The sequence below is a fragment of the Streptomyces yamdrokensis genome (assembly GCF_053890455.1).
Genome location: NZ_CM132679.1, coordinates 2,820,248 through 2,835,072, shown reverse-complemented (window position 1 = coordinate 2,835,072; position 14,825 = coordinate 2,820,248). Strand labels below are relative to the sequence as shown.

Annotated in this window: 13 protein-coding genes and 2 pseudogenes; 8 read left to right on the top strand and 7 right to left on the bottom strand. The window is 68.6% G+C overall.

Annotated features, from left to right (window positions below; genetic code table 11):
* Nucleotides 1–348 precede the first annotated feature (348 nt).
* The gene (locus tag ACWZEH_RS12185; RefSeq protein WP_456194931.1) at nt 349–1,182 is read left to right on the top strand and encodes an alpha/beta fold hydrolase; all 834 of its coding nucleotides are present in this window, start codon (nt 349–351) and stop codon (nt 1,180–1,182) included.
* A gap of 105 nt (nt 1,183–1,287) precedes the next feature.
* Here the strand turns inward: ACWZEH_RS12185 and ACWZEH_RS12180 are convergent.
* The 3 genes and pseudogenes from ACWZEH_RS12180 to ACWZEH_RS12170 form a co-directional block, all read right to left on the bottom strand.
* Nucleotides 1,288–1,776: pseudogene (locus ACWZEH_RS12180) on the bottom strand (DUF4158 domain-containing protein); the annotation flags it as partial.
* Between the two features lie 168 nt (nt 1,777–1,944).
* Nucleotides 1,945–3,864, bottom strand: a complete 1,920-nt coding sequence (gene htpG, locus ACWZEH_RS12175) for a molecular chaperone HtpG (RefSeq protein ID WP_456198090.1) — start codon at nt 3,862–3,864, stop codon at nt 1,945–1,947.
* A 129-nt stretch (nt 3,865–3,993) separates the two neighbouring features.
* Nucleotides 3,994–4,644, bottom strand: coding sequence for a type III effector protein (locus ACWZEH_RS12170; RefSeq protein ID WP_456198089.1), 651 nt, complete (start codon nt 4,642–4,644; stop codon nt 3,994–3,996).
* Nucleotides 4,645–4,771: 127 nt separating this feature from the next.
* Here ACWZEH_RS12170 and ACWZEH_RS12165 point away from each other — a divergent pair, with 127 nt between their 5' ends.
* From ACWZEH_RS12165 to ACWZEH_RS12140, 6 genes and pseudogenes are all read left to right on the top strand, one after another.
* A complete protein-coding gene (locus tag ACWZEH_RS12165; protein WP_456198088.1) occupies nt 4,772–5,203 on the top strand; it encodes an Hsp20/alpha crystallin family protein in 432 nt (143 codons plus the stop codon).
* Nucleotides 5,204–5,451: 248 nt separating this feature from the next.
* The gene (locus ACWZEH_RS12160) at nt 5,452–5,985 is read left to right on the top strand and encodes a hypothetical protein (protein WP_456200046.1); all 534 of its coding nucleotides are present in this window, start codon (nt 5,452–5,454) and stop codon (nt 5,983–5,985) included.
* Nucleotides 5,986–6,014: 29 nt separating this feature from the next.
* A pseudogene (locus ACWZEH_RS12155) lies at nt 6,015–7,412 on the top strand (RHS repeat-associated core domain-containing protein); the annotation flags it as partial.
* 790 nt (nt 7,413–8,202) lie between these two features.
* Complete coding sequence (locus tag ACWZEH_RS12150; RefSeq protein ID WP_456198087.1) at nt 8,203–9,057, top strand: IS5 family transposase; 855 nt, start codon at nt 8,203–8,205, stop codon at nt 9,055–9,057.
* Nucleotides 9,054–9,458: a hypothetical protein gene (locus ACWZEH_RS12145; RefSeq protein WP_456198086.1), complete on the top strand. Its 405-nt coding sequence runs from the start codon at nt 9,054–9,056 to the stop codon at nt 9,456–9,458. The genes ACWZEH_RS12150 and ACWZEH_RS12145 overlap by 4 nt, the downstream gene beginning before the upstream one ends.
* A 218-nt stretch (nt 9,459–9,676) precedes the next feature.
* Complete coding sequence (locus ACWZEH_RS12140; protein ID WP_456198085.1) at nt 9,677–10,072, top strand: hypothetical protein; 396 nt, start codon at nt 9,677–9,679, stop codon at nt 10,070–10,072.
* Between the two features lie 431 nt (nt 10,073–10,503).
* Here ACWZEH_RS12140 and ACWZEH_RS12135 read toward each other — a convergent pair whose 3' ends face one another.
* Nucleotides 10,504–11,148, bottom strand: coding sequence for a CatB-related O-acetyltransferase (locus ACWZEH_RS12135; protein ID WP_456199562.1), 645 nt, complete (start codon nt 11,146–11,148; stop codon nt 10,504–10,506).
* A gap of 626 nt (nt 11,149–11,774) precedes the next feature.
* Here ACWZEH_RS12135 and ACWZEH_RS12130 point away from each other — a divergent pair.
* On the top strand, nt 11,775–12,080 hold the full coding sequence (locus tag ACWZEH_RS12130) for a hypothetical protein (protein WP_456198084.1): 306 nt from the start codon (nt 11,775–11,777) through the stop codon (nt 12,078–12,080).
* 135 nt (nt 12,081–12,215) lie between these two features.
* Here ACWZEH_RS12130 and ACWZEH_RS12125 read toward each other — a convergent pair whose 3' ends face one another.
* The 3 genes from ACWZEH_RS12125 to ACWZEH_RS12115 all read right to left on the bottom strand — a co-directional run bounded on the left by ACWZEH_RS12125 (nt 12,216) and on the right by ACWZEH_RS12115 (nt 14,747).
* Nucleotides 12,216–12,749 (bottom strand): TetR/AcrR family transcriptional regulator, encoded by a 534-nt coding sequence (locus tag ACWZEH_RS12125; protein WP_456199560.1) that lies wholly within the window; start codon nt 12,747–12,749, stop codon nt 12,216–12,218.
* Between the two features lie 22 nt (nt 12,750–12,771).
* Nucleotides 12,772–13,608: an alpha/beta fold hydrolase gene (locus tag ACWZEH_RS12120; RefSeq protein WP_456198083.1), complete on the bottom strand. Its 837-nt coding sequence runs from the start codon at nt 13,606–13,608 to the stop codon at nt 12,772–12,774.
* Nucleotides 13,609–13,727: 119 nt separating this feature from the next.
* On the bottom strand, nt 13,728–14,747 hold the full coding sequence (locus ACWZEH_RS12115; RefSeq protein WP_456198082.1) for an SEC-C domain-containing protein: 1,020 nt from the start codon (nt 14,745–14,747) through the stop codon (nt 13,728–13,730).
* Nucleotides 14,748–14,825: the final 78 nt, after the last annotated feature.

The window sequence follows — 14,825 nt, the reverse complement described above, 5'->3', positions numbered from 1 at the left end:
GGGGGGTCTGTCTCCCTCGCTCGGCCGAGTGGTGATCTCGGTCCGGCGGCTGACGCGACGGCGGGTGCCGGGGGATGGAATGAGAACTGCGGCCGGAAGGGGGACCGGCGGGGTGGGGCAGGACGAGGCCGGGTGAGTCCCTCGGCGTCGTCGCGTCCGCTTGCGCGTTCGCCCTGCCCACCCCCTCCGTCGCTTGTCCCGCGTCCCGTCCGTCTGCTCCATCCGGCGGAAGGGCACCCTCCATTTCAGTTGTGTGCAACTTAGTTGTGCGCAATTTAATGGTGCGCTATGTTTTCGGGGCGCGACCGCAAGGCTTGATCACACCGAACACGAAAGGCGGCGACCACCATGCCGTTCATCACCGTCGGCCAGGAGAACTCCACCTCCATCGACCTCTACTACGAGGACCACGGCACCGGGCAGCCGGTCGTGCTGATCCACGGCTACCCGCTCGACGGCCACTCCTGGGAGAAGCAGTCCGCCGCCCTGCTGTCGGCCGGCTACCGCGTCATCACCTACGACCGGCGCGGCTTCGGCCGCTCCAGCCAGCCCACCACCGGCTACGACTACGACACCTTCGCCGCCGACCTGAACACCGTCCTGGAGAGCCTCGACCTCAACGACGCCGTCCTGGTCGGCTTCTCCATGGGCACCGGCGAGGTCGGCCGCTACCTGGGCACCCACGGCTCCGCCCGGATCGCCAAGGCCGCCTTCCTCGCCTCCCTGGAACCGTTCCTGCTCAAGACCGACGACAACCCGGGCGGCGTCGACGGCGCCGTCTTCGAGGGCATCGGGCAGGCCGTCACCGCCGACCGCTACGCCTACTTCAGCGCGTTCTTCAACGACTTCTACAACCTGGACGAGAACCTCAACACCCGGATCAGCGAGGAGGCCGTCCGCAACAGCTGGAACGTCGCCGCCGGCGCCTCCTGGCACGCCTCGCTGGCCTGCGTGTCGACCTGGACCACCGACTTCCGCGCCGACATCGCCAAGATCGACGTCCCGTCGCTGATCCTGCACGGCACCGCCGACCGCATCCTGCCGATCGAGGCCACCGGGGAACTCTTCCACCGGGCCCTCCCGCAGGCCGAGTACGTCGTCATCGACGGCGCCCCGCACGGACTGCTGTGGACCCACGCCCAGGAGGTCACCGACGCCCTGCTCGCCTTCCTGGCCAAGTAGGACCAGAAGCGGCCGGACTCCACCGCCCCCGCACCCCCCGCACCACCCTGTGCGCCCCCCGCCCCGACCGGCGAGGGGCGCACAGCCCGGTTCGGGCCCACGGCCGCTCCAGGCCCGCCGGCAGAGCCGGCGGGCAAGCGCGAACCACTGGTCGAACTCGAACTCGGTGTACCCGTAGCCGGCGCGGATCTGCTCCCGGTGGTCCCAGCGGGCCTCGCTGCTGCCGTACCCGGCGAAGGCCGCCGGCTCCAGGCCGAGCTGCTCGGCGACGTGGGCGACCACCACGGCGGGCACCTCTTCGGGGTTGTTCAGGAAGGTGCCCGGGTAGCGGATGGTGCCGAGCCGGACGGCCCGACCGATCCGGTTCCGCGCGCCACGGGCGGCCATCGCCCCGCGGCGCGCGGTCCGGTCCAGCAGGAAGGACCCGGCGAGCTGTCCCTCGTCCGCCTCGTCCGGGTCCTCGGTGAAGTGGCCGAAGCGCCTGCGCTGTTCCTCGCTCAGAAAGCCGGTGGGCAACGCCCGCTCCCTGATCGTCGGCGTGATTCGCGCGCGACGGTGCCAGGTGACCTGGCGGAACGTGAGGCGATCTCCCATTTCGGCCCAGGACATCACCCCGTGTGGTGGATGGGCAGCCTGAACGCGCCCGCCTGCCCCGGCACCCCGTACGGGGTGCCGGGGCAGGCGGGTTCATGGGGGTGTGAGGGTGGCGAGGCCGGGGTGGGTGCGGCCGGGCGCCTCGGCCGTGCCGGGCCGCACCCGTGGTTACAGAGTGCGGGTCAGGCGGTCGGTGAGCAGCCGGGTGAAGCGGGTCGGGTCGGGCAGGTCGCCCCCTTCGGCGAGCAGCGCGCCGCCGTATACCAGTTCGGCGATCTCCGCCAGTGCGGGGTCGTCGGCGCCCGCGTCGTGTGCTGTGCGCAGGGCGGTGATCAGCGGGTGCGCGGGGTTGAGTTCCAGGATCCGCTTGACCGGGGGTATCTGCTGTCCCATCGCCCGGTACATCCTCTCCAGGGTCGGCGTCACGTCGTGGGCGTCGCCGACGATGCAGGCCGCCGAGGTCGTCAGGCGTGACGACAGGCGGACCTGCTTGACCTGCTCGGACAGGGTGGTGGTCAGCCACGCCAGCAGGGCTGCGAAGTCCTGCTCGCGCCGGGCCTTCTCGTCGTCGGTCTCCTGGTCGCCGTCGGCGGACTCGTCGAGATCGACCTGGCCCTTGGCGATGGACTGCAGACGGTGGCCGTCGAAGGCCGGGATCCGGTCCACCCACACCTCGTCGACGGGGTCGGTGAGGATCAGAACCTCGTACCCCTTGGCGGCGAAGGCCTCCATGTGCGGGGAGTTCTCCACCATCGCGCGGTTCTCGCCGGTCAGGTAGTAGATGGTGTCCTGGCCGTCCTTCATGCGCTCGACGTACTCGCGCAGCGTGGTGGTCTTCTCCGGGTCGTGCGTGGAGGCGGCCGACACCAGCTCCAGCAGGGCCTCGGTGTTGTCCGTGTCCTCGACCAGGCCTTCCTTCAGTGCCCGGCCGAACTGCGCCCACACCTTCGCGTAGCGCTCGGCGTCCTTGGACTGCATGTCCTTGATGGCGCCGAGGACCTTCTTGACCAGGCGCCGGCGTACGCCGCGGATCTGTCGGTCGTGCTGGAGGATCTCGCGGGAGACGTTCAGCGACAGGTCGTGGGCGTCCACGACACCCTTGACGAAGCGCAGGTAGCCGGGCATGAGCGCTTCGCAGTCGTCCATGATGAACACCCGCTTGACGTACAGCTGCACGCCGGGCCTGGTCTCGCGGGAGAACAGGTCGAAGGGTGCCTGCGAGGGGATGAACAGCAGCGCCTCGTACTCGAAGGTGCCTTCGGCGCGCATGTGGATCGTCTCGGCCGGGGGCAGCCAGTCGTGGCTGATCTGCTGGTAGAACTCGTTGTACTCGTCCTCGGTCACCTCGCTGCGTGGCCGGGCCCACAGCGCCTTCATCGAGTTGAGCGTGTCGATCTCGTGGGTGGTGTCGCCCTCGGCGTCGGTGCGCTCGGTGGCCATCCGGATCGGCCAGCGGATGAAGTCCGAGTACTGCTTGACGATCTGACGGATCTTCGACTCGGACAGGTAGTCGGCGAGCCCGTCCTCGCTGTCGGCGGGCTTGAGGTGCAGGGTGACCGAGGTGCCCACGGGCAGGTCGTCGACGGCCTGGAGGTCGTAGGTGCCCTCGCCGTCGGACTCCCACCGGGTGCCGGAGTCGGTGCCGGCCCGCCGGGTGCGCAGGGTGACCTTGTCGGCGACCATGAACGCCGAGTAGAAGCCGACGCCGAACTGCCCGATCAGGTTCTCGGCGGTGGCGGCGTCCTTGGACTCCTTGATCTTCTCCAGCAGGCCGGCGGTGCCGGACTTGGCGATCGTGCCGATCAGCTCCACGAGATCGTCCCGGGTCATGCCGATCCCGTTGTCACGGACGGTCAGTGTGCGGGCGTCCTTGTCGACCTCCAGCCGGATGTGCAGGTCGGTGGCGTCGATCTCGGCGAGACCGGAGTCGGTCAGTGATTCCAGCCGCAGCTTGTCCAGGGCGTCGGAGGCGTTCGAGATCAGCTCGCGCAGGAAGATGTCCTTGTTCGAGTAGATCGAGTGAATCACCAGTCGGAGCAACTGGCGGGTCTCGGCCTGAAATTCCAGTGTCTCGACACTGCTGCCCATGTGGGTCTCTTTCCGTGGGAACGTCATGAACGGACTTGGACTCGGGCCGGGACGGGCCGTTGCCCGCCGTCGGCGTGGTTCGGGGCGGCCCGGACCATACCCGCATGATGCGACTCCGCGTGGCGGGAGTCAGTCATCGTCAGCGGCTGTCGTCGTGCGCCGGCCTTCGAGGGCGTCCAGGGATTCGACGAGGCCGGTGTGGCGGGCATCGAGGTAGGGACGCATGCCGGCCAGGGGCGCGACGAGCTCGGCGGCGTCGGCGGCGCCGAGAGCGGCATGCAGGGCGGCCTGGGCTGAGCGCGCTTCGGGCCCGAGGTGGGCGAGCGCGGTGATCTGTCCGGCGAGGCGGCGCAGGTCGGCGGCGTGGGCACGGGCCCAGGTGACGGTGGCGCGTTCGGCGGCCCTGGCCTGGCGGGTGGCCGTCACGCGCTGCTCGCCGGTGGTGCCGACGGTGCCGGGGCGGCCGCGCAGGTAGCGGCGTTCGGCGGCCTGACGGCTGGCGACGCCGAGGGGGCCGGCGAGGTCGGCCCAGCTGGCGCCCGCGTCGCGGGCGGTTTCGATCAGGCCGGTCTCCCAGCCGGCGAGCTGCTCGCGCACCTGCCGCAGCAGCATCAGGGAGGCCAGCGCCTGCTCGGGACCGGGCCCGGCGGCGTCGGGGGTCTCGTGCTGGGCATCGCGCAGCGCGTCGTCTATGGCGGCGAGGGCCGTCGCGGCGGCGAGAAAGGACGCCGGACTGTGGGCGTCGGTACTGGTCGTGGACGGCTGGTCGGCTGCGGTCACGGACACCTCCCTCGGGCGGGTCATCAGGTGGACGACATCATGTTTGTCATCGGTTGGATGACATGTTACAACAGTGTCAGTGCAGCGCATTGGCAGCAATCGCTCGAACCCTGGAGGTGTTTTCACGATGTTGATGCGCACTGACCCCTTCCGTGAGCTGGACCGGCTGGCGCAGCAGCTGACGGGCCCGGGCACCTGGTCGAAGCCGTCGGTGATGCCGATGGACGCCTACCGCGAGGGCGACGAGTACGTGGTGGCCTTCGACCTCCCCGGCGTGACCGCGGACGCGATCGACATCGACGTCGAACGGAACATGCTGACCGTCAAGGCCGAGCGGCGGCCGGTGGCGAAGGCCGACGACGTGAAGGTGGAGCTGTCCGAGCGGCCGCTGGGCGTCTTCTCCCGCCAGATCGTGCTCGCCGACACCCTGGACACCGAGCGCATCCAGGCCGACTACGACGCCGGTGTGCTCACCCTGCGCATTCCGATCGCCGAGCGCGCCAAGCCCCGCAAGATCTCCATCGGCGTCGACTCCGGCCGCAAGGAGATCTCCGGCTGACACCGGCCGGACCGGTGCGGAGGACGGGCATCTGATCTCCCCCTCCCCGCCCTCCGCACCCCCGCGGACAGCCCGACGGTAAAAACGGCCTTGGGACTGGTAACCGTCGATAATCCTGAGTGCTGTGTTGGGTGGGTTCGACGAGACCACTCTTCACGCTGCGAGGGGATTGACACCTACGCTCTTGGTACCGAAGCAGGGTTAGCCGCCTGCGGTACGAAACCGGAACCAGCGAAGGAACTCCTCTCATGACGGCAGCCCGCCGATCCCTTGTCTGCTCCGTCATCGCCGCCGCGTGCGGCTCCGCGCTGTTGCTGCCCGTCACCGCTGCGTTCGCCAACAGCCCCGCGTCCCCGACCAACGCCCTGGCGCAGAAGCCCGCCGAGCGCTTGAAGGTCACAGACGAGAAGGCAGGCGAGTACGAGAGCACCTACACCCTCAGCTCCGGCGACAAGATCAGGCTCGCCCGAGACACCATGATCGGCCCCCGCGCCGAGATCACCGGCGACGGCGGCAAAGCACACCTCAACTCCGACCGCGGCTGGGAGCACCTTTCGCGGACCGGCGTGAAGTTCACCCTGGTGCGTCCCGACGGCAGCGGCATCCCGCCCGTGGTGATCGCGCAGAAAGGCGAGGACAGGATCACCCTGGACTACCCGGGCGGGATCCAGGACCCCGAGGGGGGCAACCCCCAGATCACCACCATGCTGCTGGCCGCCGGCGGAGCCGCGGCCGCCGCCGGCCTCGCCTTCACCGCCCTGCGCCGCCGCACCCACGCCTGATACTCGACCATAAGGGTGCGGGGGGGGAGGGGGGAACCTCAGTCCTGGCCTACACCCCGGCGGGCAACGTCGACACGTACAAGGACCCGGCGGGCCTGACCGACTACACCTGGAACAAGGTCAACAAGCTCCAAGAGCTGAAGGACCCCAAGGGCAAGATCACGAAGTACGAGTACAACGACAACGACGTCCGCACCAAGACCACCTACCCCGGCAACACGGTGCACACGGTCACCCCGGACAAGTCCGGCCGTCCGGAGAAGATCAAGGCCACCAGCCCCAAGGGCACCCTGGTCGACCTGGCCTACACCTACGGCTACGGAACCGGCGGCACAACCGACGGCAACAAGATCCGCACCACCACGGATGCCGTCGCCGGCACGAAAACGAGCTACGCGTACGACAGTGCAGGCCGCCTCTCGTACGCGGCGGAGACCAAGGGCAGCACCCTCAACTCCTCCTGGCAGTACTGCTACGACCTCGCCGGGAACCTCACCTCACAGGGCGTCGACAAGGGCTGCCCCCGCGGAACCACCTACACCATCAACGACGCCCAGCAGATCACCGCGAAGAACGGCTCCACCACGAACTGGTCCTACGACAAGATCGGCAACGAGACCGCCGGCGCCTCCACCCCCGAGGGCACCCGCACCGGGGTCACGTGGACCGACTACTCGCAGATGACGTCGATCACCATCGGCGGCAAGACCTACACCGGCCAGTACGGCTCGACCGACCAGTCCGAGCGCATCAAGCTCGGCGACACCTTCTTCCACAACGGGCCGCTGGGCCTCTCCGCCACCTCAACGGCAGGAGTGGACACGGGATTCAACCGCGAACCCGGGGGCACGCTGAACTCCATGACCCGCGGGGGGAAGAACCACTACTACCTGACCGACGCACTCGGCAGCGTCGTCGCCCTGGCCGACGAGACCGGCACCAAGGTCAACACGTACGCCTACAGTCCTCGCGGCGTCGAGCGGGCCACCACCACGGAGTCGGTCCCGCAGCCGTACCGCTTCGCCGGCGGCTACCAGGACCCCACCGGGCTCTACCACTTCGCGGCCCGCTACTACGACCCCAACATCGGCCGCTTCACCACCCCCGACCCCTCCGGCCAGGAAAAGAACCCCTACCTGTATGCCGCAGGCGACCCCGTCAACCGCATTGATCCGCAGGGCACACTGCCCGTCGCCTTCGCTCTTGTCGGTGCAGCTCTCAGCTCGGGAAGCATCGGTGCCGCTGCTTCTACCGGTGGTCAGGAAGCTGGTGAGGCAGCCACTGCAGGCGTGATAGCAGACATCGGTATTACCGGCCTCTGCATGGTGGATACTGCAGCAATCGGCACCCCGGCCTGCATGGCAATAGGGGTAGCAGCTGGCACGGCGGTCGCGGCCTCCTACAGCAATAACGCAACCACACGCTGAATCTGGCAAATATAGAGACAGCAACGCCGCCGGATGCCGCCTCCATCATACGGCATCCGGCGGCACCCCCCCCGTCGGCGAATCAGATTCCGTCCAATCATGTCAACAGGAGGTTTTCGTGGGGATACACGGAGGGGTTACGGACATGCAGTCCGCCCTGGTATTCATTGCTGTATTCGCGGTGATAATTGGAGGGCTTTTCTGTTACTTTAAGGTGAGGAAATGATAACTCACGAGACGAAGGCGCAGAAAGGGGATCGAAGTGGCTAAAGCTGGGCGTGGCAAAGCGCTGTTGATGACGTCGGCAATTGCCGGACTCGTGTTGATGCTGATGGGAGGGCAGGAGATTCTTTAGTGACCAGAGTGGAGGCGAGATCGCGGCAGTAGTAGGATTCTTCATCCTCGCCTGCTCACTCGCCTTGAGTTTGCGTAAGAAGACCAATTAACAGTGCGTAGACGTCTACTGAGGTTGAACTCGGGATGTCGTGCTGCCGATCAGAAGGAGCGCACCGACGAGCCGGTCGCGGCCGGCTCGTCGGTGCGCTCCAACAGGTTCGAGGCGGTATGGGAGCGGGGCATCTCGCACGAGTAGTACAGCGTCTAGTGTCCTGAGTCGGGAATTCCGTTCAGATGTGTAGGCCTGCTCTATGGCGCGGACGGGGCGGCCGAAGGCCGAGTTGACACTGTCGGACGAAGAACGGGCCGCACTCGAGGAGTGGGTGCCGCTCGATCGTGTGACTGGTGGCCACGCGGGACGGGTGCTGGGCATGAACATGCCGAAATGTGAGGCATGGGCAGAGAGCCGTATCCGAGTGACTTGTCGGACGAGCAGTGGGCCTTGATCGGGCCGATGATCACAGGCTGGAAGCAGGACCGGGTGGCACGGTCGGCGACCGGGGATCCGGGATCCTGTGACCTCCGGGAGGTCGTAAACGCGATCTTCTACCAGAACCGGACGGGTTGTCAGTGGCGTTATCTGCCGCACGATCTGCCGTCCTGGTCAGCGGTGTTCTACTACTTCACCCTGTGGCGCCAGGACGGCCTGGATCAGCGGATCCAGGAACTCCTGCGCTGCCAGGTGCGGGAGAAGGCCCGCCGATTAGAGGACCCGTCCCTGGTGATCATCGACACCCAGTCCGTGCGTGCGGCTGCTGGTGTCCCGAAGACCACGACGGGACTGGACGTAAACAAGAAGGTGTCGGGGCGCAAGCGCGGGCTGGTCGTGGATGTTCTGGGCCCGGTCATCGGCGTGGTCGTCCTGCCGGCCTCCGCCCACGACAACGGCGCCGGCATCGCCCTGCTCCACCAGGCCGCCGAACGCTGCGGGAACCGTCTGGAGAAGGCCCTGATGGACCAGGGCTTCAAGGACGAGGTCGTCATCCACGGTGTGCTGAATGACATCGACGTCGAGATCGTCCGCCGCAACCCGGGCGACAAGGGCAAGGGCTTCGTCCCGCAGCCCAAGCGGTGGATCGTGGAGCAGGTCAACGGGACCCTGCTGCTGCACCGGCGCCTGGCCCGTGAGTACGACCACCGGCCCGACACCTCCGCCTCGCGCGTCTACTGGGCCTCCACCGCGAACATGACCCGGCGCCTGACCACCCCGAGCCCCGCCTGGCGTGACGACCTCGGGCTCGCCGCGTGAACGTCGCCGAACTCCTCGCCGGCCTCCAGGCCCAGCACGAGGCGGCCACCGCCCGCGCCGGGGAACTCCAAGGCCGGATCGAACACCTCACCGCCGCTCTGGCCGAAACCGCGGCCCGACTCGCGGAGCTGGACATCGCCCGGAAAGTCATCGAGCAAACCGCACCGGCAGCAACCGAACCCGACCCGCCCCAGACCGAGACGAGCACCGCCTACCAAGCCATCGTGAACGCCTTCAACCAGCACCCCGGCCAGGCATTCCGAGCCCGCGAACTGCACGAACTCCTTGACATGCCCACCGACGAGGCATCCGTCAACATCATCCGAAGCCGCCTCGCACGCCTCCTCCGCCAAGACTTCCTCATCCAACCCGGACGAGGCCGCTACCAGAAACGGACTTAACGTCCACTCAGTCACGCTGAACTCACGGCCGACGTGCCGGTAAGAACCCTGTCACCAGCCGCAAGACCGGTGGGTGACCCCTTGCCGAGCGCGGGGCCTGGCCCGAATGGGCGCCCCGTCGTGGGTGAACTGCAACCGCTTCGGGATCTGGGAACGCGCGATGTGGGGATCTTTGTCCAAGTGCCCCGGGCGGTCCGGGGATGGAAGGCGGTTTCCTCATGAAGCGCACGTCACGGGCTCTGGCCGGTATGGCGGCTGTTGCCGTCCTCGCCGGCATTCCAGCGACAGCGCAGGCAGCGCCCGTCAGGGGCAAGGCGGCGGAGTGGACGCTCCACTTCGACGGGCTGGGCGGCACTCCCAGCCCGGCCGACGCGATCAGTTACTGGAGCGGTACGTGCCTTGTACCCGGCGAGATTTTCGACGTGGTCGTCCTGGGTGAGGCGCTGCGCGGTTACACGGAACATGTGCCGTGCACGTCACAGGGCACCTACCGGTTCGGCTTGATGCACTACGACTACTTCAAGGGGGACAAGCGCGTCGCGAAGGGCCAGAAGTACGAAGCGACGTTCATGTCCGAATCCAGTTACGGGACGGCGACGGCAGTCATCGAGTAGCGGCGGACACCAGGTCGATGCCCTCTCGGAATATCGCCCGCGAGGGCTGTCACTGTCACCGCCGTTCGCGGCTGGTGACAGGGTTCTTACCGGCGCCCCAGGAGGCCCGTGGGTTCAGCGAAACTGAAGCTTATTCAGCGGGAACTCGTGGGTCGGTCTGCGTGCATCAGCTCGGTGTGCTCGTGGGTTCGGTTGGAACGCAAGGGCGGGCCGCAAGGGCGGGCTGCGAGGCGTCGGACTCGGCAGTGACCTCGGCAACGATCTGCGTCGCTGTTCTGTCCCCGTATTCGAGGGTGTCGTACTCGCCTCGAGCTCGGAGAGCCGTTCGAGCAGGGGAACCCGTGTCCGTAGCGCTGGTGCATCCGGAGGGTGAACTCCCGAGCTGTCGGTTGGCCCGCTGCCCGAGGGACGGCGGGCCTGGCGGGCGGACACTACTTCCTGGGAGCCGCGGCTTCGAGGTCGTCGACGCTGCCGGACATGATCGTTCGAATGTGCTCGGTGATGTGCTGGGCGGGCCAAGTCCACCAGGCCATAGCCAGAAGGCGGGCGATGTCCGCATCGCTGTAGCGACGCCGGATAAGTCTGGCCGGGTTGCCGCCGGCAATGCCGTAGTCCGGAACATCATCGACGACCACGGAACCGGAAGCGATGACCGCTCCATGACCGATACGGACGCCGGGCATGATCATGGCCCGGTACCCGAACCAGACGTCGTTGCCGACAACGGTGTCGCCCCGGCCGGGCAGGCCGGTGATCAGATCGAAGTGCTCGGCCCACGAGGCTCCCATGATCGGGAAGGGGAACGTGGAGGGGCCGTCCATTCGGTGATTGGCGCCGTTCATGATGAACCGCACCCCCTCGCCCAGCGCGCAGAACTTACCGATGACCAACTTCTCCGGTCCGTAGTGATACAGCACGTTGCGGCTTTCGAACGCGGTCGGATCGTCCGGATCGTCGTAGTAGGAGAACTCCCCGACCTCGATCAGCGGCGAGGTGACCAGTGGCTTCAACAGCACCACACGAGGCTGGTCAGGTATCGGGTGCACCACAGTCGGGTCAGCAGGAATGACTGGCATCACGAATCAACTTCCTTACACGCTGCCGAGTGAAGCCACCATGATCGCGGCCTGCGCCTGTCCCAGTCGAACAGTTTTCACCTCGGGCAGTCGTGACGTTCTACCGGCGATGCGGCCCGATCCGGCGTGAGATCCATTCGGGAAGTCCCTCCGAAGTGCCTCGCACAACGTACGGGTTTCGAGAGGGCTTCCGCGAACGGCGACCTGCGCAAACGTGATCACTCCGGGGGGCTCTCGCGGAACTCTCACAGATGAACATTTACGAGCGGCATCGGAGTCTTGGTCCGAACGCCAGCCGCAAGCAGCGAGACGATCACGTGCTCGAGGCCGCGGCGGCCTGCTCGTTGTGTTTGCGGAGCACCCGCATGACGTCGGCGTGGCGGGTGAGGGGTCCAGCCGGGGTGAGGTCGAGGCCACAACCGCTGGCCGGTGCCGTAGCAACCTCATCGAGCCGGCGGCCCCGGGGCCCTTCCCCGGATCGTCCGGGCCCATGCACGCAGGCGGTCTTGCCGCTCTATCCGATGAGTCCTCACCAGTCTTCGAGTGCCCATGTTCCAGGGCCCGTAGCGTCTCGCCCGTTGGCTGAACGCAACGGCTGACGAGACAGCGAGCCGAAGGAGACTTTTATGGCTGGTGTTGCCGCCATCACCCCGTACGCGCAGGCTGCGGCTGTGGTGGACAAGGACGGCACGGTGGCGCGTTCGCATGGTGTGGTGAGGGTGGAGCGGACCGGAACCGGCCGCTACACCGTCACGGTCGACAGCGACATCGCGCTGGAGGCGTCGGTGCCGGTGGCCACGCTGCGCGGTGGCGGGGACTGGCACAGCGAGATCTACCTCACGGCCGGTGACGGCGGCATCAAGATCGTGACCGGAACCGGGGGTGCGCCGGCCGATCAGCCGTTGGGGTGGAGCCAGGTCATCTGTACGTGAGGACGTCGTTGCGTGGGCTGAGGGTGAAACGGTGGGGCGCCGCACGGCGCAGGGCCTACGGACTGCCGCGCTCGGGGCGGTCCGGCTACGGCCGCGGCGGTGACGGCGGCCGCGTTCTCACAGGGCGAGCGGTTCTCACAGGGCGCGCAGGCCGCGGTCGGTGAAGGTGATGAGCCACTCGAAGCTCTCGTCGATGTCGGTGCTCCACTGGAAGCCGTTGGCCACCTGCAGCGTGGCGAAGCCGTGGTAGAGGCTGCGGAGCAGGCGCAGGGCGTGGTTCACGTCGGCCTCCTCGATCTCGTAGCCGCGCAGGACCGCCGTGAACGCGTCCAGCAGCCGCCGGCCCGCGGTGGCGACCGGGTCGTCCGGGCCGGACGGTTCCACGCCGATCGTCGCGGCGTACCGGCCGGGGTGCTCCAGGACGAAGGCGCGGAAGGCGTGTGCCGCGGCCGCCAGGGCGTCGCGGCCCGCGTATCCCCGGATCGCGTCGCCGACGGCGTCGGCGGCCTCGACGTAGGCCAGGGCCGCGATGCGCCGGTTGAGGTCCTCCTGGCCGCCCACGTGTTTGTACAGGGACGGGGTGCGCACGCCCAGCCGCTCGGCGAGCAGGCCCATCGTCAGGTGGGCGAGGCCCACCTCGTCGGCGAGGGCGGCACCGGCCGCGACCACGGCCGCCGGGTCCAGGCCGGCCCTAGGCACGGGCGGCGTCCGAGCGGAGGAAGGCGAGCACGAGCGACACCACCCGGTCGGGGAACTGGTCGTGCGGGTAGTGCCCGGCGCCCTCGATCATCTCGAGGCGGCCGAGGCCGGACGGCAGGGCGTCGACGACCGCCGAACCCTCGGCGTGCGGGTCGGCCCAGTCGGGGTCGAGCGTGCCCATCACGACCAGGACCGGACAACGGACGTCGCCGAGCCGAGCGCCGGCGTCGGTCGGGGCGCTGCGGCCCATGCCCCGCAGGGCCTTCATCCGGCCCGGTTCGCGCAGCAGGGAGTCGACGCGGCCGAGCCGCTCGGCCCAGCCGGCCGGCTTCGCGCCGGGGTAGGCCACGTCGAGGTACGAGCGCCACAGCGGCACGCTGCCGAACACGCCCGCGCCGAACAGCCGCAGCATGCCCCGGCGGAAGCGCTTCACCCGCAGGTCGCCGAGGCGGAGCGACTGTCCCCGGGTGAACGGCGCCAGCTCGACCACCGCGGTGACCAGCGAGGGCTCCCGCGCGGCGGCGATGGTGGCGGCGCCGCCGGAGAACGAGTGGCCGACGAGCACGGCCGGCCCGCCCAGGTGGCGGATCACGGCGAGCAGGTCGCCGGCGACGGCGGTACGGCTCCAGGCCGGCCAGTCGACGCTCGACTCGCCGCAGCCGCGCAGATCGACCGCGGCGACCCGGTAACCCGCCGCCACCAGCTGCGGGACCACGGCACCGTACGCGGCGCGGCTGTCGCCCATGCCGTGCGCGAGGACGACCAGCGGGCCGGATCCCGCCACTTCGTATGCGATCGTGCCGCCGTCGACGGCAAGGTGTTCGGTCATGGCAGCCCCCAGGTTTGGCTAACGCGATTAACTAAAAGCTAATCCCATTAACCAAACCTGTCAATGCCGGAACCCTCCTGTCGCCGCGCCCCCGTCGCCGCGCCCCTGTCGCCGCCCCGTCACACCGCGGTCGTGCCGTGGCACTCCCCGTACGTGCGGTCCGAGCCGCACCAGCAGGCGGCCGACCGCTGCGGGGGCCACGGGAGGGCACGGCCCCGGGCCGCCAGCGTGGTGGCGTACTGGGGGAGGAGGTCGGCGTCGTCGGGGGCGGCGCCCTCGGAGGCGGCGAAGGCCTCGTACGAGGGGACGGTGCCCGTGACGATGCCCAGGTTGGGGGTGCCCGAGGCGGCCAGTTCGCGCAGGGCCGTCTCTATCGTGGCCAGGTGCTCCTCGTGCGACGGGTACTCGCCGGCGAGGGCGGGACACGCCTCCAGGAGCTCGGCCAGCTCGTCCGCCGGCCAGTGGAGGACCGCCACCGGGAAGGGGCGGGACAGGGCCGTCCGGTACGCGCCCAGCTCCGCCCGCAGACGGGTGATCTCCGCCGCCAGCTCCGCCGGGTTCTCCGAGCCCAGCGACCAGACGCGCTTCGGGTCGTGGAGTTCGTCCAGGGTGATCGACAGGGTGTGCACGGAGTCCGCCAGGGCGTCCCACTCGTCGTGCGCCGCGCCCAGCATCCTGCGCACGCGGTGGCGGCCGAAGAGGAGCGGGTGGGTGGCGGTCGAAGGCTCCGGCACGTCGGTGAGGAGGAGCTCCACCGCCTCCGTGAACGTCTCGTGCGCCTGTTCCAGCTCGTCATGGACCTCCAGGGACTCCGCGACGATCACCCAGGGAGCCGGGTCGCGCGGGGCCGCGGTGCGGATGCCGTCGATGATGGCGCGGGCCTCCGCCTCGTGGCCGTACTCCCAGAGGTTCGAGGCCTTCAGGGCGCGGACCAGGTACGGGTTCTCCAGCTCCGCGTCGGTGGCCAGCAGCCGGTCGTAGAGGGTGGCCGCGGCGGGGCGGTCACCGGAGAGTTCGAGATGGGCGGCGGCCCTCAGCAGCAGGGCTTCGATGTCCTGGGGATACAGGCCGGCGGTCCGCTCCAGGCGTGCCGCTTCGGCGGTGTGGTCGACGTTTTCGGCGGGCGTGTCGGGGCGCATGGAGGACACCGTACTGCCGACCGGTTACATGGGAGGAGACGGCCGCAGGCCGGAGGCTTCCCCGACGGCGAACCGGGG